Here is a 21496-nt window from a genome sequence, read left to right on the forward strand (position 1 = left end):
AGGTACTTGATTTGTTCATCATAGAGTATGTACCGATGAAGGGGGAAGCAGATGAAGATCGTAAAGCGCAAACTAGAAAATGATTTTAATGAGTTAATGAAGAGTGCGGACACGTTTCCTCGATTCATAGAACAGATTCGAGCGTTTATTCATAAATATGATGAAATGGTCATCTGGGCATCGATTGATTTTCAAAGGGATACATCAAATCAAAAATACGAAGACCGGCTGAAAGAAGTGCAGCGTGACATCAAACCGCTCTTGGCAGCTTGTAAAAAAAGACTGTACGATATCTGTCTCGAGAAGCACGGCGAAGCAATTGAAAATACACGAATGCAAACCATTTTAATGCATCAACAAATATCGTTTTCAAACAAAAATATCTTGATCCGTCAACAAGAGGATGAACAAATTAATCGATACATCCAATTAATCGGGAGTCTACAATCCATGGATGAAGAAGCTGTCTTGATTCATGATTTAACGGCTTTACTTTTTGAATCTGATGAAGATGTACGCGAGACCGCCTACCGGGCGATTCATTTTTCCTATCAACATCACGCCGAATCACTTCAATCTATTTTTTCAGAGCTGATTCGATTACGCCACGAGAAAGCCAAAAATCTGGAACTTGAACACTATGTGGCATATGCCTTCATGGAATTGGGGCGGATTGATTATACCTCGAAAGAATGTATGCGACTGGCATTGGCTGTCCAAAAGCATATTGTGCCGTTGAAAGAAGTATTTCAAGAGGAACAAACCAGATTTTTAGCGAAACAACAACTTCGCCCGTGGGATGTACGAATCTCACCGTACTCGGATTTCCAAGAGACGGCAAGTACATCTGTTGAAAGTCTGCTGGAGACGGTCGGAATAATTTTAAGTAATCTGGATCCATCTTTTCATAAAGTGTTGAAAGAGCTTGAATCTCAACAGCATCTAGATCTTGAAGGAAGAGCCTATAAAGCGAGTGGCGGTTTTTGTGAATTCCTCCCGGAGTCTGAAACGTCCTTTCTTTTCATGAATCGAACACAAACATTTGATGATGTCGTCATTCTTATTCATGAACTAGGACATGCGGTCCATCATGATTTAATGAAAGACGCGCCGGACAACTTTCAGCAGATTCCAATGGAAGTAGCAGAGTTCGCAGCGATGACATTTGAACTTCTCTCCATGGAGTTTTGGCATCTGGCGATTGAAGATGCAGCACATGTCCGGAGGGCAAAACTGGAGCAATTCAGGCTGGTCATCGAGTTTTTACCTCAAACTATTATCGTGGATCAGTTTCAGGAATGGTTGTATCGAAATCCAGTACATACCGTAAAAGAACGAAATGAACAATTTGCCTCCTTGCGCGATCGATTTGACTCCAACGCCATCGACTGGAGTACAATCTCGAGGTGGAAAGGGGAGGAGTGGCTGAGCATTATTCATTTGTTTGAGACACCTTTTTATTATATCGAGTACGCGATGGCGCAAATTGCGGCCTTACAGATGTACCGGAAATACAAAGAGCAACCGCAACAAACAATCGAAGCTTTTAAAACAGCGCTCCGTGCGACGCGAACACACTCAGTCAAAGAAGTCTACGCCTTGGCGGGCGTGTCATTTGATGTCTCTGAACATGAGATGCAAGCACTCGTTTGTTTTGTTCAAGAAGAAATCGACAAGCTGCAACAGCTTAAAAACCATTAACTATTTTTAAATGCGGGTGTCCTGAAATATTCAAGTTCCTGAGTACTAGTAAGCAGCTGTGTGACTCATGTGTGTTCAAAAACATCCCCACTTCCGTATCAGGAAGTGGGGGTTGTCTGTTTAAACTGCCATGAAGACATCTTCTGACGATGTGACCTCGATTTTAACTTCGTAAATCTTAACGCGTTGGGCTGTCAATCGTTCGATCAAGAGTGGAATGTTTTCCTCATTGTTCACGATCGACGTCAAGGTAACGAACAGGACAATCGCGACAGACTTAAAGCTTTTAAACGTATGAGAAAACTCATTTTTCAATATAGGGATCATGTTAAGCTCCTATGGATATGTATTGGTTTGCAATCAATCGGATCAACTGATTTCACCGTTCCGTCCGCAATGGAATTCCATCGTCGGGATGTGTCCCGTGACGATGCCGTCCATCGTGTAGTAACCGCCGAGGCTGATTTCATACGTTTGATTGGCATCGATGCGCGTCGCTGTATAACCTTTTTGAACCCATGTCCCTTTTGTCCGGGATTCGGACGTGACGGAAACCGTCTCCGCGCAGAGATGACGTCCGGCACTTTGACTGTAGACGGTTGTAATATCCGGCCGGACGTTGATGTCACTTGCTGACTCCTCTTTGACCGCCTGTTTCTCGTTTGATGTCAAAGCGATTTTGAAGGTACTCCGCTTCTTGGCGATTTTTCTAAATTCCTCGACCGGACGCCAGTCTTCATCCTGAAAGGAATAGATCGGGGCCAACTCCAGATCACCGTCCGGATTGCTTTGATTGACGGATTCAATCACGATCTCATATTGCTGATACCATTCATTTTTTTGCTCCGTCGTCGGTCCGTTTGTCTCGGCGATCGCGTCCGGGGATAACGGAATCAGTAACGTAAGAGCCGTTAACGCCGTACATATAGTTTTCATCATCGACATCCTCATTCTCCTTTTTCAGACCATGATTTTCTGATAGTGAATCAGCGTTGCTCTGTCGTTCAATGGCTTACGGATACCGGTTTCAACGTAACCCATCTTTTCGTATAACTGACACGTTTTCGTTTCTTCGAATAGACTCGACAGTTCCCACGTCTTGGCCTGCGGATAACGGGCTTCCGCGAGCAGCATGGCTTTTTTGGTAAATCCTTTGCCTTGTGCATCCGGGGCCAGAAATAGCGGACTGATCCGGAAGTGAACGTCTTCTTTCCAACGAATACAGATTGCGCCGACGAGCTGTCCGTCCGCGATGATCTTTAAGAAACAGCTCGCTGGATGATGAATTCGCGTATAGACCCGGTCAATCGTTTCATTGGCCGGATTGGTATCATAATCTTGATACTTCTCAAGCAAGGGACTGAAGGCTGCGACTTGCAACTTCCATAAAGCGTCGGCATCGTTATCGATTGCCGGTTCCAAGTGAATCATCGTATCCATCCTTCCTATTTGTCCGGGATGGAATTATTTTACCATAAGGTCATTCGCATGGAATTATTTTTCCTTTTTTAGAGAAGACTGTCCCTGCCTGAAAAAGACTATGGTATAGTAGATAAGTTAAAAAATACCATCTATTGACTTGGGGGGATGAGCATGACGCGCCAAAAAAATATCGTCTATAATGTCTTGTTAAATGAGACACGGGATCAGGTCTTGATGGTCAAAAACATTGGACCGTCGTATTCGTATTACACGTTGCCGGGGGGGACGGTCGAAGCGGGAGAGACGTTGCCGGAAGCAGCAGTCCGGGAAGCGAAAGAAGAGACTGGTTATGACGTCGCAGTCGGGGAACTGTTGCACGTCAGCGAAGCCTTTTTTCCGCAAGTCGATGAACATTGTCTGTTCTTCTTTTTCCAGTCCGAAATTCGCGGGGGCGAACTTGGCACGATTTTCCCCGATGAAATCGAGGAGATTTCGTGGGTCACGATTGCTGAGGCCGTTCAGTTCATGAATCTGTCAAAAGAATACGAACAGATTCTGACGACGCAACAGACGGTCCCGTATGTCTTCAACGGACAAATCACCCATTGAGTGGAGGGACACGCATGCAGATTGTCGAAACAACGGATCTCGATATACTGGCCCGGCTGAACCGCTACGTCCATGAGCCGCATGTCGCGCAGCAGCCGGACTTCTTTAAACCGTATGACTTTGCGATGGTCCGGGCGTTTTTTGCGAAAATCGTCGGAACCGGCAGTCATCAGTTTTTGATTGCCGAACTCGACGGCGAAGCAATCGGCTACGTCTGGATCGAATATCTCCGGCGTCCGGAAAGTGCCTTTCATTTTGCCAATTCGAAAGCCCGCGTCCATCATCTCTGTATCGTCGATGATAAACAGCAGCAGGGTTTCGGTCGTCAGTTGTTACTTGAAGTCGAGCGCCGGGCACTCGAACAGGACATACATAAAATCGACCTCGACTACTGGATGAGCAACGACGGGGTCGATGTCTTCTACGAACGGCTTGGCTTTGAAAAGATGCGCCAAGTCGTCACAAAATCGTTGCATTAAGAAAGAGGGAAGTACGAATGGATTATACAGACTTGAATTTTATCTTTGGACTGTTGCATTTGTTTGTTCAGTTCATGGCCGTCCCGGCAGCTATCTACGCGCTGTATTTGTTACGCAAAATTGCCAATAAATAAGCGACACCTTGTTTCCTCGACGGAGACAAGGTGTTTTGTATTATATCCATTAAAAACAGGGTACTTAAATAATGAACGACGTCTCAAGAAAGCCTTGGAACTAGGAGGGATCAGATGTTATTTTTATTCATTGGTTATTACGATGCAGAAAAGATGAATCAGTCCTCGCAGCAAGAGCTCGATGCCGTCATGGAACGCTGTAATGTACCGTTGGAAGATTTTTTTACAAAAACGAACGTCTTGTATGAGTGGCATCCGGGAGCGGAGACGAAACGGGCCCGGCTCCTCGACGGACAGATTCAGCATCAAGACGGACCGGACCCGGATAAAACGGAGCAGATCGGCAGTTTGGTCGTCTTTGAAGCGGTTGATTTGGAACAGGCGGTCGACTTGGCATTACTTCATCCAACGACCCAGTTACCGGAAGCACAGAAGTACGGCTGGCGGATGGAAGTGCGGCCGCTGATCGACCTAAAAGAAGCCAAATAGTCGGTTTTTCAAACATACAGCGCATCGATGCGTTGTATGTTTTTGTGTTTTTCGGGTATACCTGTTTCATAGCGGATCAAAAGAAACCAGAAAGTCAGGTGAAGCAGACGTGTCGATCATTACCTTTGAAGACGTGCAGTACAAACATATACTCCGTGGCATCACGGGAGGATTCACGGAAGACAAAATCACGACGCTCGTCGGACCAAGCGGTGCCGGCAAATCGACGTGCTTAAAACAAATCAACGGATTGATTTCCCCGGACAGCGGTCGGATTCGTTACCGCGGCGAGGACTTGGAACAGATGAACCTCGTCGAACTGCGGAAACAGATCGGGATGGCGTTCCAAAGTGCGCCGATGCTGCCGGGGTCCGTCATGGATAATCTCAGTTTGCCGAAAACAATTTTTCACGAGACATTGGCACCGGACGAAGCGAAGCGACTGCTGGAACAAGTCGATCTGCATGTCGACTTGAAGCAGCCGGTCAAAGAACTGTCGGGCGGTGAACGGAGCCGGCTCGCGATTGCCCGGACGCTCGTCAATCAACCGGATGTCTTGTTGCTCGACGAAATCACGGCCAGTCTTGATTTTCGGATGGTCAAGGAAATCGAACAGCTGATTCAGCGCCTGCAACGCGAGCTTCAGGTGACCGTCATCTGGATCACGCATAATCTGGATCAGGCACGGCGTGTCAGTGAAGACGTTTGGTTCCTAAAAGACGGACAACTGCTGGAGCAGGGCAACGTCTCGCTGCTTGAACCGGATGGAGCACGTTCGGACATTCAGGCGTTCCTAAAGGGGGAATTGTCATGAGTTACATCCAGTTGGCAACTTCCTTGATTTTCATTGCGATTCCACTGATTCTCGCCTTTACACTGAAACTCGGTCTCGAAAAAGACATCCTGATCGCGACCGTCCGCTCGATCATTCAACTGCTGATCATCGGCTATATCCTGACGTTTGTGTTTGAGAGCGATAGTCCGATCTACATCCTGCTGATGATTCTGTTGATGATTGGTGCGGCGACACTTAACGTGATCCGTAAAGGTGACGGGATTCCCGGCATTCAGTGGATTGTCCTCGCGACCTTGGTCTCGGTCGAAGTGTTGACGATGGGACTGATGCTCGGACTGAACATCATTCCGTTTGAAGCCCAGCAAGTCATTCCAATCAGCGGGATGGTCATCGGAAACTGTATGATTCTGTCGCTGTTGTTCTTGAACAAGTTCAAGGATGAAGTTGAACGCAGCGACGAAGTAATCGAATTGATTTTATCCCTCGGCGGTGATACGAAAACGGCGATTGATACGAGTCTCAAAAGTGCCATCCGGACGAGTATGATTCCGACGATTGAGGCGCAGAAGACGATGGGACTTGTTCAGCTACCAGGAATGATGAGCGGTCTTATTATCGGCGGGGCCGATCCGATGGAAGCCGTCCTGTATCAGCTGCTGATTTTATTCCTGTTGCTGATGACAGCAGCGACGTCGGCTGTCCTCGTCGGTTACATGTCGTACCGGAAACTGTTTAATCAGAAATCCCAGTTCATCGGTCTGACGTACCGAAAAAACAAGCGGAACTAATCTGTATCCTCAAACAGCCTCTGAGACGCTCAGCGGGCTGTTTTTGATTTTGGAAAATATTAGTTTGAAGATGACGTCTTGTGTATAATGATAAATGGAATTAAATTGTAAAATAGAGGTGTTGGAATGACCAACTTATTACAGATCGAACGATTGACGAAGACATACATAAGAGGAACCGAAACAATTCATGCGCTCGACGATGTCTCGTTTTCGATGCAAGAAGGGGAATTCATTGCCATCATGGGAACGAGCGGATCCGGAAAAAGCACCTTGCTGAACATTCTCGGGGCACTTGATCAGCCGACAAGCGGTACGTTGCGGCTGCGGGACGAACCGCAACGTGATATCTTTACCGAGCCGGCAGCGACTTTATACCGCCAACAAAATATCGGATTCATTTTTCAATCGTTTCATCTGCTCGACGATTTGACGGTTTCGGAAAATATCGCCTTGCCGTTGATGCTCAAAGGAGTGGACGCAACGACTATCCGGCAACGGATGGACCATCTGCTGGAGCACGTTGGTCTGTCACGGTGGGCGAAACACCGGCTGACTGAACTATCGGGCGGCCAACAGCAACGGGTGGCAATTGCCCGTGCCTTGATTGCCGAGCCACCGATCATTTTAGCGGATGAGCCGACCGGTAATCTTGATTTCAGGACGTCGACGGAAATCATGACGCTGCTGAAGGCGCTGAACAAGGAACAACAGACCAGCATCCTGCTCGTCACGCATGATGCGCAGGTCGCGTCTTACGCGGACCGGGTATTGTACTTCCACGACGGACGTATCGTAGCCGATCAGCCGTCGACCGGAGAACTTGGACCCATCATGGAGACGTTTGAGCGTTATGTGAGGTCGGTATGAAGCAGGAGAAACAGCATTTGTTCCGGTTGGCCATGAAATTATACCGGAAAAGCCCGATGATCCTGCTGACGTCGATCGGCAGCGTCATGATTTCGATTTTGCTTGTCCTGTCGATGGTCTTGTTCGTTTCGCAAAGCCAGGCGTCCGTTCAAGCGGATATCGAGCGGCTTTATGGCAAGATGGATTTATCGGTCGGCTATCAAGATAAACGGACGGAAGTGATTGATCAGTCCTTCCTCGACCGCTTAACGCAGGATAAACAGACCAGGCAGCTTTCACCGGTGTTGATCACGAATCTGACCGTGACCGGTCAAACGACGGCCGATGTGTATACGATCGGGATAAAAAATGATTCGCTCGCCAAAAGCCGCTATCGTTTTAAGCAATCAGTGGGGAGGGGCGAGGTCATTCTGAATGCGGGGTTGGCCAAAGCTTATGACGTCAAAGTAGGACAGACACTCACGATTGCAGGTAACAAGTACAACGTGATTGAAACCCTGCCGGACGCATCAGCGAGCGGAGCAGCACCGGATACGCTAGTGATGTCGTATGCGGATGTCAAAGAATTAAATGCAACCGTCGGGCAAGAAGGTCTTGCGACGTATGTCTTGATTCAGTTGAAAAAGGATTCGGATGTCGTTGCCTATGCGGATCGACTGACACAAGCCATATCTGGACTACGCGTCGAACTTGCCGAAACTGAAACTTCGAACGTCAACGGTGTCTCGGCCATGCAGGTCTATGTCGCCATCATTGCCGGACTGATTTTAATCGTCTCCGCGTTTATCCTGATGACGAATTTTGATGTCTTTCTCCGCAAACACCGGTATCAGTTCGCCATCATGCGGACGCTTGGGGCGACGACGCGGCAATTGTTCCAAATCTTCATGATCCAGTCGAGTCTGATTGTCAGCGCCGGAGCTCTGATGGCTTTCTTATTAAGCGGATTGTTTTACAGCATCCTGCAGGAGCAGTGGCGGGAACTGTTTGCATTGAAGGGAGCGGTCATTCCGTTTGATGGGCAACTGGCCTTTTTCGTTACAATCGGCAGCAACCTGTTGATTCTTTTATTGCTGAGTGCTGCTGCTTACCGCAACCGGCGGATTCTGCCGCTCCATGTCATGCGTCAAAATCATGATGGACCTAAAGCGTCGCAGCTCAGGGGACGTTTCGTTAAAGTTTTCGTCTCACTCACAGCAGGGGCGCTGTTATATGCGACGATTCTCGCGCAAACAGACAATCACCGAGCCGGTGGGTATCTCGTGTCGACCATCAGTTTTCTTCTGATGATGTATAGCGCAACACCCTTGTTTCTGCAACGGCTGTTGGTCCGAATTGAACCGTTGCTTCAAAAAGTGGCTGGGCCGACGACGTTTGTGGCTGTTCGGAGTGTCCTGCCGCAAATACGGAAAAACGCGTTGCTGATGCTGATCGTCCAAATCCTGCTGGTTGTTGTTGTCCTCGGTTCGACCTTCCTTGAGACAATCAAACAAAATGAGCTGACCTATCTGAAGACACAATATCCGACGGAACTGGTCCTGAAAAGCCGCTTGATTGAAGGGACAAAAGCTGATCCACTTGAATTGACACAGACGATTGAAGAGGAGTTGCCGGAAGCAAAAAGTACGTTCGTTTCTCCGGTAAGTGGACTTGAAATCATAAAATCAGATCACACCATCACCTTAGATTATGCATTGACAGACCTTGAAAAACTTGATGCAATTGGGAAACCCGTTCGCTCTTTAAAAAACGATCAATTCATCGTCTCTAAAGCATTTGCGCAAGCGAATGCGTTGGAAGTTGGTGACCGTCTTGAGGTGGGGCGTTTTATAGATGGAGAAACGGGAACCGTCTCGATTGGTCAATTTGAAGTCGGACAGATTGACCCGGACTTACCAACGGACGCCTGGTTTGACTGGCGGTCGTCGATCCGTACTTCTGAAGATCGAATTGGTGCACTGTATATCGATGCAACCGACACGGAGCAGATACAGGGCGTGTTGCAGGAACTGACGACTCGTTATCCGACGCTCCAGTTGAACCGGTATGAGACGTCCGTCAACCTGGCGAATCAGCAACTGCAAGAACGATGGATTGTCTTCATCGTTGCGCTGGCTGTCATGAGTGTATCCGTCTGGTTTGGTCTCGCCAATTCGTTATTGAATTATTTGGCGACGAAACGACGCGAGTATGCGTTACTCCGGACGTTGGTCTTGACCCGGTCGTCCCTCCGGCGTTTGATTTTGATTCAAATGCTGATTTTCATCGGTAGCGGCATCGGATTCGGACTCGTCACCGGGATTGGAACCACCTTCCTGATCTCACGCGTCGATCGCGGAAACATCGCACTGGACTTGACGAGTATCAGCATGACGGTTACCGGACTTGTCGTGTTAGTGTTCGGACTGATCTGGTTCACGACAAGACAGAAACAGGAAAATCTGGTCGAAGAATTGAATCAGTGACGACAAAAACCGTGAACCCGATTCCTGAAAGAGGAATGGATTCACGGCTTTTTTTTGTTCTGCGAAGTTTTCAGCAAACGGACGAAAAAGAAGAATGCGACCAGCACTAGTAGAATATTTGTTACGAGCGTCAATCGCGGCAGATCGAGGACGGTGGTGTTCAGCAGATTGACGAGAATCAATCCCGCCAATAACAAGCGAAACACTAAAGGAACAGTGCGAGAAGACAAATGAAGACCTCCTTTCTCCTCCTGCTTTTCTTCAATAAGCAGGAGGTCTGGAATGAACAGCGAATTCTGTCTAAAGAGAACAAAACGGAAACGGGGCGTTCGAAATGCGAAAGACGGTACTGGCACTACTCTTATTAGGAATGATCGGTGGCATCGGTTGGTTTTTTCTTGAGCAGGAACAGGATGAGACGTTTGAACAAATCGTGCGTGCCCGGGTGACGAAACATGTCGCCGAGCAATATGGCAAAGAGACGATCGTTGCGGTCCGGTCTGCTTATGACAAGACGGCATCTACGAAAGAAGCCCGGCATCAGGTTGCCGTCCAGCTGAACACCGATCCACGCGGTGAATACCAGGTCTTTCGACTGGCGAAGCAACAGGTCGTCTTCATTGGACGCACCCGCTCCTTACCGGAACGGAAATGAGTCACGCGCGTCAGTCTTTCTGCATCCGTAAACGAAAGTAGGAGACAAGCGTCGGGGCAGCGATCACTAAAGTGACAGCCGTTGCGAGCAGGATGGGTACGGTATCGAGCGCAATGTACGAGATGAAGGCTGCTACAATAAGTACGGTTCGAAGGACATTCAATCGAAATGGTGCAGTTGGAACATCCTGATCAGGTACTATGAATGACACTCGGTACTGGAAGTAGAAGTGGATCAACAGTCCAAGTTGGATGATCAGTAAGAAAGTAGAATTCGATTGCTCGAAAAAAATGGCGTAAATCGTCATTATCGTGACGAGCAGATACAAACCGGTCGCTAAAAACAGACGTTTCTTCAAAACAGGTCCTCCCTTTGGTTCTATAGATTATTCATAATATACGTCTGTTCCACCTAAATGTTCCCAGGAGTCTCGAATTAAATAGTCCGTCATTAGATATAAGGAGGAGAGAACAATGTATTACGGATTACTCACGAAGTTCACGACACAATTAGGCGCGGGAAACCGATTGGCGGAATTGCTGTTAGAAGCCGCTTCGTCTCTTGAGCACGTGACGGATTGTCTGCAGTATACCGTCAGTACGACAGGTGAAGCTGATACCGTGATGGTTCGGGAAATTTGGACGGACCAAGCGGCACATGCAGCGTCTTTGCAACTGCCGGCAACGCGACAGTTGATTGAACAGGCGCGACCGATTCTGTTGCATGTCGAACGGGTGCTTGAAGATCAGCCGCATGGGGGAAAAGGATTAAAATGATTTTTCCAAAAAGAGGGAACCTCTATAGGCAGAACACGTAATCCCTTATGAGGTGAGAAGATGAACAAACAAGAACGGATCCAAATCATTCAGACCATTCGTAAGCGGATAAAACCAGTGCGAATGGTATCTGCCTGCTTTGCGGCGATTGGATTCCTAATCCTATTTTTAACCGATCAGCCTATGTGGTCGATTTTTCTGATCGTTTTCGCTTTGATTCTTTTCGGAATATCTTTACGAAAAGAGTGTCTCGAAATCTGTCGGATAACAAACATGAAACAAGCCAAACGGTGGATTCAACTGCGTTATGTTGCTAGTTTTGTTCTTATAAGTATAGCGATGACTCTTTTCGCGATCCCTCATGTGGCGGATGTTTCCGATTCGTACATGTTCTATTGGTATTTGGCTAGTTCGGTAATAATTATAATGACAGTCGTCGTCGAAACCAACTTAGATCACCGCGTTAGACAAGCCGACCCGGAACAGCCGTTAAGCAACGAATACCGGTAATGAAATTCATCTGTTGCAAAAAGCATCCGCGAAATGAACTGAACCAAAAAAGTTAGACAATAAATAATTCGTCAGGCGACCTTGAGGACCTGAGTCCGGTATTCCACCGGGCTCAGGTTTTTTAGTCGTCTCTTAATACGACGATGGTTATAGTACTCGATATAACGCTTGAGCTCACATTTGAAGTGGTCCATGTCATCGAACTCCTTGAGATATAGGAGCTCTGACTTGAGCACGGCGAAGAAGCTTTCGATGGCTGCGTTGTCGAGACAGTTTCCCTTACGGGACATACTTTGCGTGATGCCGTGCTCGTGGAGCGTATCGATGAACGCTCGGTATTGATAATGCCAACCTTGGTCGGAATGGAGGATTGGTTGGGCTTCTCCATCGAGCCTTCTGATTGCCTGGTCCAACATTTCGCCGACGAATTGGTATGTGGGACGGTCCGACATGGTATAGGCAATGATCTCACGGTTTCCCAAGTCCATCATCGGCGAGAGGTAGAGCTTCTCCCCGAAGAGGTGAAACTCAGTGACGTCGGTCACCCATTTCTGGTTCAGGCCGGAGGCCTTAAAGTCCCGTTGGAGAAGGTTAGGCGCGACCTTCCCGACTCGCCCCTTATAGGAGCGGTATCGCTTCATGCGGACGAGGCACTTAAGCCCGAGCTCGTTCATGAGACGGCGTATGGTCTTCGGGTCGTGCCGGAAGCCCTGGCGTTCGAGGAGTGCGTGGATGCGACGATAGCCACATCGCCCCTCGTGTTCGTGGAAGAGGGTATGGATGGCTGCCTTCACCTCCGCATACTTGTCTTCGCCCGTCAGGCGCGTCCGCCAGTAGTAGTAGACGCTTCGGGCCATACCGAGCACGCGGAGGAGTCCCGGGACGGGATAGATCGCCCGCAACTCGTCGATCACTTGCGCCTTGATCCGGTTCGTCGCGCGTTCTCTTCTTGAACCAAGGCTCTCAATTTTTTTAACGCAGCGTTCTCCATCTCGAGGTACTCGATTCGCTCCTTGAGCTTCTCAACCTCTGTCACCTCTTCAGGATTCTTTTTGCGTCTCGCCATCGGGGCACGTCCTTTCGGTCTGGCGACCAGACCCTCGACCCCTTCCCGTTCATACGTTGATCGCCAGTTCGAGATCATCCCTGGGGAGGAGATTCGGTATTTTATAGCCGCCTCATGCGGGACAGCCCGTTGGTCGCCATGTCATTTAATACCTCCAGTTTAAATGTCGGCGAGTGGGTTGTGTAGGAAGGATCGAAGATTGTCTCCCCCCAACTTTCATAGAGACGCGACCAGTCACGGATCAGTTGACGCGCTATCCCGAATTCTTTCGCCACACCTTGGTATCCGTCTCGTCCCGTCAGATAACGTTCAGCGACCTGGATTTTAAACGCCTTCGTATATTTGACCATAAAAAACACCCCATAAAAGTTGGATTTTCATGTCCAACTTTTATGGGGCAGTTCAAAATCCGGATGCTTTTCTTGTGTTCAACTGACGACATAAGCAGGCAAATCGCTTTCCTGTCCGCCTCTGGCATATGATAGGAACGATTCGTACAAAAGGAGGGCTTCTTATTCTTGCCATTATCATTGGATTAATCATCGGGATCCTCGTTCCCGTTCAAACGAGTGTCAACACACGCTTACGCGGCATTGTCGGCTCGCCGTTCCTTGCCTCTCTGCTGTCCTTCAGCATCGGGACGGTTTTTTTGATCTTGCTGACGCTGTTCGTCGAACGTAATTTCAGTCTGAATCCGGGCGTTTGGTCGGAACCCGGCTGGATTTGGATCGGCGGCGTGCTCGGTGTCATCTTTTTAACTGGAAACATTCTGCTCTTTCCGCGAATTGGCGGTGTCCAGACGGTGATCATGCCGATTTTTGGACAGGTGCTGATGGGGCTGTTGATTGACAACTTCGGTTGGTTTTCTACAAATTCCACACCGCTTTCGTCCACAAGACTAATCGGTGCGGGATTTGTTTTACTTGGTGTCGTCGGAACGGTTGCGCTCGGCGATTGGCTTTCAAAACGCCGCTATCCGGAACAAGCGAAACCAGTCGATCCAACGATTTACGGTTGGCGGGTCCTTGGTGTCATCATGGGTATGATGAGTGCCGCCCAAGCTGCGATTAACGGCCATCTCGGAGTTGTGCTCGAGTCCGCCATTAAAGCAGCATTGATTTCCTTTATCGTCGGAACGGTGACCTTGTTGCTTGTCAATCTGATCGTCCGGACGAAGTGGCAGTTTGACCGGTCGCTCCCGACTCCATGGTGGATTTGGATCGGCGGGTTGATCGGCGCCTTGTTTATCGCCGGGAATGCAGTTATCGTCCCGCTCGTTGGAACGGGCGTTGCCGTCGTCATCGTCACGATCGGTCTGTTGACCGGCAGTCTGTTGATTGACCGCTTCGGATGGTTTGGCGCAGCCAAAACGCCGGTCACCGGTGTTCAATTATTTAGCCTTGGTTTGATGATTGTCGGGATCATTTTGATTCGCTTGTAAAGAAATGTCTCCTTTTTGGATCTAATCAATCCGAAAAAGAGACATTTTTAGTTTTAAACACTCCATTCTTTCCATACTATGATTCATCATCTCCTATAAATTGTATAATGAAAGTGGAAGGAGCGAAGAACATGAAAAATAAACAGGAGCGGACCCGGTTCATTCAGGAGGCAAAACGGCGTCTGATGAAACAACGCATATTGAGTGCGCTATTGTACGGAACAAGTATTATTCTGATTATCGCCAATCGCGGAGCATACTGGCCGTTCGCCGTTCTCATCGTTGCACTGGTGCTGATTGCCCAGTTGCATTCCAAAGAAGTCAACCGGGATATGGCGCTGACGCCTTATCCGGCGATGAAGCGGATCATCCAAATCCAGTACGTAATTGATTACTGTTTCATCGTCTTGGTCGGTCTTTTTCTGCCGGTCGTATTGAACCTGAGTCTGCCGTTCTTCACGAGCATCGGTGTGTATCTGTTGCTCGCCATCATGCTCTTGATGGCGGATACGATCCTTGAACGCCGTGGAAAAGTACTCGATCCCGAGCATCCGACAAAAAAAGAGTTGCGGACCTATCCGAAGACGTGGAAAAAGTTGAAGACTTAAATGGGGGCCAATCGATGCAAGAAACCAATGACATTTACCGTGCCTTAAGTGAAAATGAAATACTGCACGAACAGTTAAATTTCGTCGACCGGCTCGGACTGCCGGATGCCTGGATTTGCGCCGGTTACATCCGGTCGTTGATTTGGGGGCTGACTTTGACTGAGGAACAGGATATCGATGTCGTCTTTTACGACGCGACCGATACATCGGAAGCGACGGAAAAACAGTATGAAGCGTTATTGAAATCTTGGCAACCGTTGCCGTGGTCCGTTAAAAACCAGGTCCGGATGCACCAGAAAAACGGGTTTCTGCCGTATCAATCGACCTGCGACGCTATTGCGCATTTTCCGGAGACGGTGACGGCGATTGCGGCGAAATTAACGGACGGACAATTTCAGTTGTACCTGGCATATGGCGCATCCGATTTACAGACCCGGACGATTCGTCCGACCCCGCTGTTCTCAAAAGGATTACCGCATCATACTATCTTTCAAAAACGCGTAGCCGACAAGGGATGGGACAAGCGGCATGATTTACAGATAGTCAATCAGTTCTGAATAATTCATGATCGGCTGTAAAAGGAGGGTACAGATGAACTTTCAAAAGATGTTGCTTGTCAGTCTCGGAGCCTTGATTGTCTTTTACCTATTCCGGGAACCAGCACCGCCACCTGACTACAAAAAGAAGTTTAACGAATCCATCGATACCGTGATTAAACTGGAAAACGAAGAACTCGTACGACGGAACCACGATCCGATCGTCCGAAAAGAAACGGGAATTGAAGTCAGTGATGACGGGGACTGGATTGAATTGTCCTATGATGCACCTGTGCAGGGAGGTAAGAAGTCACTGCAAGAAAGTGTCTATCAAAAGCAGGGTGACCAGTACGTAAGGAAAGAATTGAAAACGGTGTCGGATGAACTCGACAAGGCAAAAACGACGTATATCGAGAACTTGGGAATCAAATGACAAAATTTTTTATTGTAACGGAAAAACGCTTATGCCCTGAATATACGAGGCATAAGCGTTTGTTTGATTATTCTTTGATCGTCCACGTATCCCGTAGTTCGATGATCGTTCCTTCCGGTGCCTTCAGTTTACTGAGATGACCGTCGACGACGAAGTAAATATTACCGCCATGTTTCGGCAAAAACGGCATGCCGAGTTGTTCGAGCCGTGCGACTTCCGCCTGTAAATCATCGACATACAATGCGAAGTGGACGGGACCGGCCGCATGTTTCGTATAGGACTTCAATGTCTCGTCGACTTTGTTTGTCTGGAGTTCGATATAGAAGTCACCCAGCTTCAGCCAGCTGTTGAAGGCACGTGTATGGAAATCGGGTGATTCCTGGATCAGCTCGAAGCCGAGTTGTTCGTAAAAGGTTTTTGACGCGATGTAATCAGTCGTCTGGATACAGAGATGATGGATTTGTTTCAATGAAATAACGTCCTTTCCAGTCAGTCACAAAATAGATTATGTTCAGCGATTCCGGTTTAAATTTTAGCATAAACAAACGTCCGCTTCCTATGAGGAAACGGACGTTTTTCATGATTCCAGTTCAAACTTCTCTGTCTGATCAGTCAAGTAAGCCGATGTTTCATTCAACGTCTCAACCAGGACATGTAATCCGGTAATCGTTGCAATCATCTGTTCCGATGCTGCGGCGACTTCTTCATTACCGGCCGTATGTTCTTCGGCAACGGCGGCAATTTCTGTCAACGCACTGCGAATCCGGGCTTCCGTACGGGCGACATCAAGCATTTGCCTGCGCATATCGGACGCCGACGCAGCGACAGTTCCAACTTGTCCCGCGATTTGCGAAAACGAGCTGTCCGTCGCTTGGATTTCCTGCTGCCCGAGTCGTGTCTCTTGGAGGGTCTCAGCAAACCGGACTTCCATTTGTGTTGAATTCCCGGTGATATTTTGGACAATGGCAGCGATTTGATCGACACTGCTTGCGACATGGGTCGACAGTTTCTTGACTTCGGTCGCGACGACAGCAAATCCTTTTCCCTGTTCACCGGCACGCGCCGCTTCGATGGCTGCATTCAAAGCGAGTAGATTCGTCTGTGCAGCGATGTCCCGGATGATTGTTACGAGAGCCTGGATATCGTTCGATTGTTGTTTCAATTGTCGGACCTGCTCCGTGGCTTCGGCGACGTGCGTATGAATCGTGTTCATCCGGACAACGGATTGTTTCATCTGCGTTTGTCCTTCTTGCGACACGCTTCGCATCGTTTCGACCGTCTGTTCGATGTCTTGACTGTCGTCAGCCGTCTTTTGGACAAGCGCGGAGAAGCCGGTCATCTCGTCCGTCAAGGCGAGTGTCGTATGTGTCTGACTTTCGGTCCCCATCGCAATTTCCGACATCGTCTCGGCAATCTGCGTTGAACCGTCGAGCACTTCCGTCGTGCCGGCGTCGATGGCTTGACTGGTATCCGTCACGAGCACCGTCGTCCGTTTGATGTCGACGATCATCAAACGAAGCGTTTCATTCATTTGCTGAATCGAGCGGGCGAGTGCGTAGATTTCATCTTTTGCCGGAATCGTCAAACGGTGCATCGTCTGATGGGCCAGCTCGAGTTTTCCATCGGCAATCATCTTGGCGACGGACTGCAGGGTCTCAAGCGGTTTCAGTTTCCGGCCGAGTATGTAATAGAGAAGCCCCAGCGTCACAGCGAGTAAACCGATCAACAGACCGATAAAAAGCGGCAACGTTTGTTTGAGCATCGCCGTCGTCAAGTTTTCGACGTCTTTCGCTGCGATGTCAGTTCCTAGAATACCGATGATGTTTCCGGTCGGACTTTTTAACGGAACATAGACGCTGATATATTTTCCGAATTTTGGATCATCGATGACATCGGTTGAGTGGGTCTCTCCGCGTAAGACGTCCTTCATGTCGGAGGCAACAGCACCGGTTGCCGGATCATTGATGTTTGCGGCCTCTGCAACCGGCAGACCGTCAATCAATAGTTTGACCTGATTTTGGTCCACTTTTGCCGTGTAGGCATACAACAATCCGTTTTGCTTGCGGAGTTGATCCAGTGATTCGCGTAATTCATCATAGATCGCGTCATTCGTAGGATTTTTTAAAAATTCTTGATAAGCGGCGGAATCGACGGAGGCTGAAATCCGGAGCGCATCCTGTTCCGCTGTTTTCTTGAGTGTCGATAGCGCGGTTTGTTTAGTTGTCAGGTAAAGCGAGACGCTGCTGAAAACAAAGAAAAGGATGAGAATCAAGCTGATGATGAGTAGTAAACGTGTTCTGATGGAATGAGTCCGTGTTGTGTCCATATAATCCTCCTGGTGATGTTTTGCGTGTTGCTTATCTATTTTATCGGCTGAAATTTTAAAAAGTTATAGCGAGCGTAGTAAATAAAGTACGAGGTGAACAAAAAAACGTGCGGGATATCCTATTACTTAAAAAAGTTTACAGTTAAATAGTTTAGTGTTAAATTATTTAACGTGGTAAGTAAAAATGCTGGTTGGACAGAATACCGACCAAAAGGATGTGGGGACAATGGAACAAGATCAACTTTTTAAGATGATTCATACGGTGGAAGCTGTGACAAATGAAGCCATTATTGATTGGAACGCTCGTTTTCCGCACAAAATCGGCATCTCACCGATTTTGACATTAGGGGAGTTAAAACGAAAAGGACCTCAAAATCAAATGAAGTTAGCGGAAACACTTGGTTTTACGGGAGGGGCGATGACGAATATCGCCAAAAAACTGATCCAGCTTGAACTGGTCGAGCGGGTCTACAACGAACAAGACCGGCGGCAGGTGTTGCTCCAAATCACAGAGCAGGGCGAACAGGTCTTAAGTGAAGCTCAAGCGATCGGAAAACAACAGTATCTTGAACTGTATGACGTGTTGGATGAAGAAGAGATTCGGCTTTATTTAGCAATCAACGAAAAACTGTTGACCCATATCCGGGCAAAGCGGGAGAACGGAGTGAAACGATGAATCGAGTAGCGGGAAAAGTAGCGTTGGTGACAGGAGGTGCGTCAGGTATCGGCTTATCGGCAGCAACATTGCTTGCGGAAGAAGGTGCTGCGGTCGTAATAGCAGATTACAACATCAAGGGTGCAAAAGACGTGGCGGCCGGTTTACGGAGACAAGGAAAACAGGTTCAGGCGGTCTTCCTGGATGCATCGGAAGCCGATTCGATCCAGAATGCCGTTACATTTACCGTCGAAACCTATGGAAAACTTAACATCCTGTTTAACAACGTCGGTCTGACGAATCTTCAGAAAGATCTCGATGTCGTCGCGATGGACCTCGCGGAATGGGATCGTTTGATGAACGTTAACGTCAAAAGTGTCTTGCTCGGTGCCCGTTATGCGATTCCACATATGAAACAGGCTGGCGGCGGCTCTATCATCAATACAGCTTCGATGTCGGCTTTTGCGGGCGACAGTATCCGCTCGGCTTACGGAACATCGAAAGCTGCCGTCGTTCAGCTGACGAAGTATATCGCGACGCAGTACGGGAAGGATTTGATCCGCTGTAATGCGATTGCTCCCGGTTTGATTTTGACACCGGCAGCAAAAGCCAACATGAGTCCCAGTCTGCTTGCGACCTTCGAAAAATACAATGCCCTCCCGTATCACGGTGAGGCGAATGACATCGGACATGCCGTCGTTTATCTTGCGTCGGACGAATCAAAGTTCATGACCGGGCAGACCTTACAAATTGAAGGTGGACATTATATCGGCAATCCGACCAGTCCCGATTTTTTAGCGATGCAACCTTAACATCAAGAAACGGAGTGGATGAAAATGAATCGATTAGCAGAAAAAATCGTGTTAGTGACCGGTGCCGGAAGCGGCATGGGAGAATCAACGGCAATGATGACGGCGCGTGAAGGTGCCGTCGTCGTCGCGACCGACATCAATGAGGAGGCCGTCCGTGCGGTCGTCAAACAGATTCTGCTTGAAGGCGGTCAAGCGTATGCGTTACGCCACGACGTCTCTTCCCGTGAAAGTTGGCAAGGCGTCATGGACATGATCATGCGGGAGTATAATCGACTGGATGTTCTGGTCAACAATGCCGGCATTGCGTTGAGTACCCCGTTTTTAGAGCAGAACGAAACCGATTGGTCCCGAATTTTTAACATCAACATCAACAGTGTTCTGCTCGGGATGCAACAGGCGATTGAGTTGATGCAGGAGACCGGGGGTTCGATCGTCAATATCGCTTCGATTTCTGCCATCAGCGGAATGGCGGGAGCCGGTGGTTATACGGCATCAAAAGGCGCCATCGATGCGGTGACACGGGCGGCGGCTGTCGATTACGGCAAGTACAACATCCGGGTCAATGCCGTTTATCCAGGATACATCGAGACAAAGATGAGTGCCCCGTCGATGGCCGCGTATAAAGATTATTTTGAACAGGTAATTCCGCTTGGTCATGTCGGACAGGCGGAAGAAGTCGCGCATGCTGTTCTCTTCCTTGCGACAGATGAAGCGAGTCATATCTCGGGAATCGGTCTTCCGGTAGACGGTGGCGTCACAGCCCGTTAACCCAAAGGAAATGAAAGACGCTGTCCATCCGACAGTGTCTTTTTTTATCGAATAACAGGTCAATTGGTAATAAAAATTCGTTTTTAAAGAATTTTTTTACAAAAAAAGCGGTACAATGACGTTTACACCGAAAGATGGTCAAGTCATCCTGCTGTATGGAAGCGATATTAACCGTTATAAAGAAACACAGGATGATCCGCAAGAACCGGGATTGATGACGACACTCTCGAAAACGGGGAAAGAGCTGAAGGCAGAAGCAATTGCTGACCCGGATTTCTATTGGATGAGGCTGTCACAAAAAGGAACCGACCCGCGCCACATCTATGCGCATCACCCGGATGGCATCGAAGCCGATCACTTTTTTACGTATGATTTAAAACGGGGCGAGTTTACAAAACATGAGGTGCCGAATACAGCGATCACATCCGTTGCCCATTACGGGAAAGATGTTTGGCTGGAATCGAATGCCTCGAAGCCAAAGGAAAAAATTCAGTTGATCAACGTCCGGACAGACAAACGGTATCCGATTGAAGACCGGCTGATGCCGGTCTTTGATTCACCGATTCTTGAACTGGATCAGACGATTGCTTATGCCAACAACGGTACCGAGGATGATAAAGAAGGGGCGGCCGGAATGATCCTGCTCGACCAGACGACCGGAAAATCACGCGTCATTCGAAAAGCGGACGAACCGTATGCCTATACGGCGTTATACGGTGCGAAAGAGACCGCGTATTTTGCAACGACCGACGGCATGATGATCCGGCTGAAGACGGACGGAACGATGCAGCAAAAGTTATTTTCAGTATTGGATGATGTCAACTACTGGGCGACGGAACCGATGCGGATGATCAACAAACAGACCGGTTATCAAATCATCGGCACCGGTGAAAACGATACGGATCAACGGCTCGTTAAGTGGACGTTCGGACAAGCGTTCCGGGTTGAACCGGTCCGACCTGATTTTTGGAAGGAGGGAAACTATTACCGTTACCTCTACCGGAATCCATATAAGAAGACGTCATATTTCACGGAAAGTAAAACATCATTTTCCGGAAAAGGCCGATTGATTATCACGGATGACAACTTAAAAACGTTACGGACGATACCGGTCGAAGGAGCAAATGGTGTGGACTTTGTGATGGATTAACAGCAAA

At 48.3% G+C, this 21496-nt stretch carries 29 protein-coding genes and 1 pseudogene; 19 read left to right on the forward strand and 11 right to left on the reverse strand.

What is annotated here, in order from left to right:
- The first annotated feature begins 51 nt into the window (after window positions 1-51).
- Window positions 52-1701, forward strand: a complete 1650-nt coding sequence (locus tag ACP26N_RS07955; RefSeq protein WP_131972726.1) for a M3 family metallopeptidase — start codon at window positions 52-54, stop codon at window positions 1699-1701.
- Window positions 1702-1821: 120 nt separating this feature from the next.
- Here ACP26N_RS07955 and ACP26N_RS07960 read toward each other — a convergent pair whose 3' ends face one another.
- The 3 genes from ACP26N_RS07960 to ACP26N_RS07970 are packed head-to-tail and all read right to left on the reverse strand — an operon-like array spanning window position 1822 to window position 3132.
- A complete protein-coding gene (locus ACP26N_RS07960) occupies window positions 1822-2028 on the reverse strand; it encodes a hypothetical protein (protein WP_131972725.1) in 207 nt (68 codons plus the stop codon).
- Window positions 2029-2070: 42 nt separating this feature from the next.
- On the reverse strand, window positions 2071-2637 hold the full coding sequence (locus ACP26N_RS07965; RefSeq protein ID WP_426355343.1) for a hypothetical protein: 567 nt from the start codon (window positions 2635-2637) through the stop codon (window positions 2071-2073).
- A gap of 24 nt (window positions 2638-2661) precedes the next feature.
- Window positions 2662-3132, reverse strand: coding sequence for a GNAT family N-acetyltransferase (locus tag ACP26N_RS07970; protein ID WP_426355344.1), 471 nt, complete (start codon window positions 3130-3132; stop codon window positions 2662-2664).
- Between the two features lie 162 nt (window positions 3133-3294).
- Here ACP26N_RS07970 and ACP26N_RS07975 point away from each other — a divergent pair, with 162 nt between their 5' ends.
- From ACP26N_RS07975 to ACP26N_RS08005, 7 genes are all read left to right on the forward strand, one after another.
- On the forward strand, window positions 3295-3732 hold the full coding sequence (locus ACP26N_RS07975; RefSeq protein ID WP_165871623.1) for an NUDIX domain-containing protein: 438 nt from the start codon (window positions 3295-3297) through the stop codon (window positions 3730-3732).
- Window positions 3733-3746: 14 nt separating this feature from the next.
- Window positions 3747-4211 carry a GNAT family N-acetyltransferase gene (locus ACP26N_RS07980; protein ID WP_131972722.1) on the forward strand — a complete coding sequence of 155 codons (465 nt, stop codon included), beginning with the start codon at window positions 3747-3749 and terminating at the stop codon, window positions 4209-4211.
- A 248-nt stretch (window positions 4212-4459) separates the two neighbouring features.
- Window positions 4460-4834 carry a YciI family protein gene (locus tag ACP26N_RS07985; protein ID WP_426355346.1) on the forward strand — a complete coding sequence of 125 codons (375 nt, stop codon included), beginning with the start codon at window positions 4460-4462 and terminating at the stop codon, window positions 4832-4834.
- 109 nt (window positions 4835-4943) lie between these two features.
- On the forward strand, window positions 4944-5648 hold the full coding sequence (locus ACP26N_RS07990; RefSeq protein ID WP_426355347.1) for an ABC transporter ATP-binding protein: 705 nt from the start codon (window positions 4944-4946) through the stop codon (window positions 5646-5648).
- Window positions 5645-6418 carry an ABC transporter permease gene (locus ACP26N_RS07995; protein ID WP_426355348.1) on the forward strand — a complete coding sequence of 258 codons (774 nt, stop codon included), beginning with the start codon at window positions 5645-5647 and terminating at the stop codon, window positions 6416-6418. Before ACP26N_RS07990 ends, ACP26N_RS07995 begins: the two co-directional genes overlap by 4 nt.
- 126 nt (window positions 6419-6544) lie before the next feature.
- Entirely contained in the window at window positions 6545-7288 is a 744-nt protein-coding gene (locus ACP26N_RS08000) for an ABC transporter ATP-binding protein (RefSeq protein WP_426355350.1), read from the forward strand.
- Complete coding sequence (locus ACP26N_RS08005; protein ID WP_426355351.1) at window positions 7285-9753, forward strand: FtsX-like permease family protein; 2469 nt, start codon at window positions 7285-7287, stop codon at window positions 9751-9753. The genes ACP26N_RS08000 and ACP26N_RS08005 overlap by 4 nt, the downstream gene beginning before the upstream one ends.
- 41 nt (window positions 9754-9794) lie before the next feature.
- Here the strand turns inward: ACP26N_RS08005 and ACP26N_RS08010 are convergent, their stop codons facing one another.
- Window positions 9795-9983, reverse strand: a complete 189-nt coding sequence (locus ACP26N_RS08010) for a hypothetical protein (protein ID WP_426355353.1) — start codon at window positions 9981-9983, stop codon at window positions 9795-9797.
- Between the two features lie 104 nt (window positions 9984-10087).
- Between ACP26N_RS08010 and ACP26N_RS08015 the strand changes: the two genes are divergently transcribed.
- A complete protein-coding gene (locus ACP26N_RS08015) occupies window positions 10088-10408 on the forward strand; it encodes a hypothetical protein (RefSeq protein WP_426355355.1) in 321 nt (106 codons plus the stop codon).
- Between the two features lie 10 nt (window positions 10409-10418).
- Here ACP26N_RS08015 and ACP26N_RS08020 read toward each other — a convergent pair whose 3' ends face one another.
- Window positions 10419-10766 (reverse strand): hypothetical protein, encoded by a 348-nt coding sequence (locus ACP26N_RS08020; RefSeq protein ID WP_426355357.1) that lies wholly within the window; start codon window positions 10764-10766, stop codon window positions 10419-10421.
- 115 nt (window positions 10767-10881) lie between these two features.
- On the opposite strand from ACP26N_RS08020, the gene ACP26N_RS08025 reads away from it, so the two are divergent.
- Together ACP26N_RS08025 and ACP26N_RS08030 are read left to right on the forward strand one after the other, a co-directional pair.
- The gene (locus ACP26N_RS08025; protein ID WP_131504161.1) at window positions 10882-11184 is read left to right on the forward strand and encodes an antibiotic biosynthesis monooxygenase; all 303 of its coding nucleotides are present in this window, start codon (window positions 10882-10884) and stop codon (window positions 11182-11184) included.
- 60 nt (window positions 11185-11244) lie between these two features.
- Complete coding sequence (locus tag ACP26N_RS08030; RefSeq protein WP_290826747.1) at window positions 11245-11694, forward strand: hypothetical protein; 450 nt, start codon at window positions 11245-11247, stop codon at window positions 11692-11694.
- A gap of 71 nt (window positions 11695-11765) precedes the next feature.
- Here ACP26N_RS08030 and ACP26N_RS08035 read toward each other — a convergent pair whose 3' ends face one another.
- The 4 genes and pseudogenes from ACP26N_RS08035 to ACP26N_RS08050 form a co-directional block, all read right to left on the reverse strand.
- Window positions 11766-12608: an IS3 family transposase gene (locus ACP26N_RS08035; protein WP_426355359.1), complete on the reverse strand. Its 843-nt coding sequence runs from the start codon at window positions 12606-12608 to the stop codon at window positions 11766-11768.
- Complete coding sequence (locus ACP26N_RS08040; protein ID WP_426355427.1) at window positions 12605-12760, reverse strand: hypothetical protein; 156 nt, start codon at window positions 12758-12760, stop codon at window positions 12605-12607. The genes ACP26N_RS08035 and ACP26N_RS08040 overlap by 4 nt, the downstream gene beginning before the upstream one ends.
- Before the next feature lie 6 nt (window positions 12761-12766).
- A pseudogene (locus ACP26N_RS08045) lies at window positions 12767-12838 on the reverse strand (hypothetical protein); the annotation flags it as partial.
- A 23-nt stretch (window positions 12839-12861) separates the two neighbouring features.
- Window positions 12862-13110: a transposase gene (locus ACP26N_RS08050; protein WP_426355361.1), complete on the reverse strand. Its 249-nt coding sequence runs from the start codon at window positions 13108-13110 to the stop codon at window positions 12862-12864.
- 128 nt (window positions 13111-13238) lie between these two features.
- Between ACP26N_RS08050 and ACP26N_RS08055 the strand changes: the two genes are divergently transcribed.
- The 4 genes from ACP26N_RS08055 to ACP26N_RS08070 all read left to right on the forward strand — a co-directional run bounded on the left by ACP26N_RS08055 (window position 13239) and on the right by ACP26N_RS08070 (window position 15778).
- A complete protein-coding gene (locus ACP26N_RS08055; protein WP_290826746.1) occupies window positions 13239-14201 on the forward strand; it encodes a DMT family transporter in 963 nt (320 codons plus the stop codon).
- Window positions 14202-14332: 131 nt separating this feature from the next.
- Window positions 14333-14809 carry a hypothetical protein gene (locus tag ACP26N_RS08060; RefSeq protein WP_426355363.1) on the forward strand — a complete coding sequence of 159 codons (477 nt, stop codon included), beginning with the start codon at window positions 14333-14335 and terminating at the stop codon, window positions 14807-14809.
- 14 nt (window positions 14810-14823) lie between these two features.
- On the forward strand, window positions 14824-15366 hold the full coding sequence (locus tag ACP26N_RS08065; RefSeq protein ID WP_426355365.1) for a nucleotidyltransferase family protein: 543 nt from the start codon (window positions 14824-14826) through the stop codon (window positions 15364-15366).
- A 34-nt stretch (window positions 15367-15400) separates the two neighbouring features.
- Window positions 15401-15778 carry a hypothetical protein gene (locus tag ACP26N_RS08070; protein WP_131503825.1) on the forward strand — a complete coding sequence of 126 codons (378 nt, stop codon included), beginning with the start codon at window positions 15401-15403 and terminating at the stop codon, window positions 15776-15778.
- Window positions 15779-15845: 67 nt separating this feature from the next.
- Here the strand turns inward: ACP26N_RS08070 and ACP26N_RS08075 are convergent, their stop codons facing one another.
- Together ACP26N_RS08075 and ACP26N_RS08080 are read right to left on the reverse strand one after the other, a co-directional pair.
- On the reverse strand, window positions 15846-16247 hold the full coding sequence (locus tag ACP26N_RS08075; RefSeq protein WP_131503824.1) for a VOC family protein: 402 nt from the start codon (window positions 16245-16247) through the stop codon (window positions 15846-15848).
- A gap of 108 nt (window positions 16248-16355) precedes the next feature.
- On the reverse strand, window positions 16356-18104 hold the full coding sequence (locus tag ACP26N_RS08080) for a methyl-accepting chemotaxis protein (protein WP_290826738.1): 1749 nt from the start codon (window positions 18102-18104) through the stop codon (window positions 16356-16358).
- A gap of 226 nt (window positions 18105-18330) precedes the next feature.
- Here ACP26N_RS08080 and ACP26N_RS08085 point away from each other — a divergent pair, with 226 nt between their 5' ends.
- The 4 genes from ACP26N_RS08085 to ACP26N_RS08100 all read left to right on the forward strand — a co-directional run bounded on the left by ACP26N_RS08085 (window position 18331) and on the right by ACP26N_RS08100 (window position 21489).
- Window positions 18331-18780: a MarR family transcriptional regulator gene (locus ACP26N_RS08085; RefSeq protein WP_131972709.1), complete on the forward strand. Its 450-nt coding sequence runs from the start codon at window positions 18331-18333 to the stop codon at window positions 18778-18780.
- Window positions 18777-19571: an SDR family NAD(P)-dependent oxidoreductase gene (locus tag ACP26N_RS08090; protein ID WP_131972708.1), complete on the forward strand. Its 795-nt coding sequence runs from the start codon at window positions 18777-18779 to the stop codon at window positions 19569-19571. The genes ACP26N_RS08085 and ACP26N_RS08090 overlap by 4 nt, the downstream gene beginning before the upstream one ends.
- Before the next feature lie 24 nt (window positions 19572-19595).
- Window positions 19596-20339 (forward strand): SDR family NAD(P)-dependent oxidoreductase, encoded by a 744-nt coding sequence (locus ACP26N_RS08095; RefSeq protein ID WP_426355367.1) that lies wholly within the window; start codon window positions 19596-19598, stop codon window positions 20337-20339.
- 115 nt (window positions 20340-20454) lie between these two features.
- Window positions 20455-21489: a hypothetical protein gene (locus tag ACP26N_RS08100; protein ID WP_426355369.1), complete on the forward strand. Its 1035-nt coding sequence runs from the start codon at window positions 20455-20457 to the stop codon at window positions 21487-21489.
- Window positions 21490-21496 lie beyond the last annotated feature (7 nt).

Source organism: Exiguobacterium sp. R-39, from assembly GCF_049942815.1.
In the GTDB taxonomy this organism is placed as follows: domain Bacteria; phylum Bacillota; class Bacilli; order Exiguobacteriales; family Exiguobacteriaceae; genus Exiguobacterium_A.

Coding starts and splice junctions, on each gene's coding strand:
- ACP26N_RS07955 (WP_131972726.1), top strand. CDS start 52: ATGAAGATCGTAAAGCGCAAACTAGAAAATGATTTTAATGAGTTAATG.
- ACP26N_RS07960 (WP_131972725.1), bottom strand. CDS start 2,028: ATGATCCCTATATTGAAAAATGAGTTTTCTCATACGTTTAAAAGCTTT.
- ACP26N_RS07965 (WP_426355343.1), bottom strand. CDS start 2,637: ATGAAAACTATATGTACGGCGTTAACGGCTCTTACGTTACTGATTCCG.
- ACP26N_RS07970 (WP_426355344.1), bottom strand. CDS start 3,132: ATGATTCACTTGGAACCGGCAATCGATAACGATGCCGACGCTTTATGG.
- ACP26N_RS07975 (WP_165871623.1), top strand. CDS start 3,295: ATGACGCGCCAAAAAAATATCGTCTATAATGTCTTGTTAAATGAGACA.
- ACP26N_RS07980 (WP_131972722.1), top strand. CDS start 3,747: ATGCAGATTGTCGAAACAACGGATCTCGATATACTGGCCCGGCTGAAC.
- ACP26N_RS07985 (WP_426355346.1), top strand. CDS start 4,460: ATGTTATTTTTATTCATTGGTTATTACGATGCAGAAAAGATGAATCAG.
- ACP26N_RS07995 (WP_426355348.1), top strand. CDS start 5,645: ATGAGTTACATCCAGTTGGCAACTTCCTTGATTTTCATTGCGATTCCA.
- ACP26N_RS08000 (WP_426355350.1), top strand. CDS start 6,545: ATGACCAACTTATTACAGATCGAACGATTGACGAAGACATACATAAGA.
- ACP26N_RS08005 (WP_426355351.1), top strand. CDS start 7,285: ATGAAGCAGGAGAAACAGCATTTGTTCCGGTTGGCCATGAAATTATAC.
- ACP26N_RS08015 (WP_426355355.1), top strand. CDS start 10,088: ATGCGAAAGACGGTACTGGCACTACTCTTATTAGGAATGATCGGTGGC.
- ACP26N_RS08025 (WP_131504161.1), top strand. CDS start 10,882: ATGTATTACGGATTACTCACGAAGTTCACGACACAATTAGGCGCGGGA.
- ACP26N_RS08030 (WP_290826747.1), top strand. CDS start 11,245: ATGAACAAACAAGAACGGATCCAAATCATTCAGACCATTCGTAAGCGG.
- ACP26N_RS08040 (WP_426355427.1), bottom strand. CDS start 12,760: ATGGCGAGACGCAAAAAGAATCCTGAAGAGGTGACAGAGGTTGAGAAG.
- ACP26N_RS08050 (WP_426355361.1), bottom strand. CDS start 13,110: ATGGTCAAATATACGAAGGCGTTTAAAATCCAGGTCGCTGAACGTTAT.
- ACP26N_RS08055 (WP_290826746.1), top strand. CDS start 13,239: ATGATAGGAACGATTCGTACAAAAGGAGGGCTTCTTATTCTTGCCATT.
- ACP26N_RS08060 (WP_426355363.1), top strand. CDS start 14,333: ATGAAAAATAAACAGGAGCGGACCCGGTTCATTCAGGAGGCAAAACGG.
- ACP26N_RS08065 (WP_426355365.1), top strand. CDS start 14,824: ATGCAAGAAACCAATGACATTTACCGTGCCTTAAGTGAAAATGAAATA.
- ACP26N_RS08070 (WP_131503825.1), top strand. CDS start 15,401: ATGAACTTTCAAAAGATGTTGCTTGTCAGTCTCGGAGCCTTGATTGTC.
- ACP26N_RS08080 (WP_290826738.1), bottom strand. CDS start 18,104: ATGGACACAACACGGACTCATTCCATCAGAACACGTTTACTACTCATC.
- ACP26N_RS08085 (WP_131972709.1), top strand. CDS start 18,331: ATGGAACAAGATCAACTTTTTAAGATGATTCATACGGTGGAAGCTGTG.
- ACP26N_RS08090 (WP_131972708.1), top strand. CDS start 18,777: ATGAATCGAGTAGCGGGAAAAGTAGCGTTGGTGACAGGAGGTGCGTCA.
- ACP26N_RS08095 (WP_426355367.1), top strand. CDS start 19,596: ATGAATCGATTAGCAGAAAAAATCGTGTTAGTGACCGGTGCCGGAAGC.
- ACP26N_RS08100 (WP_426355369.1), top strand. CDS start 20,455: ATGACGTTTACACCGAAAGATGGTCAAGTCATCCTGCTGTATGGAAGC.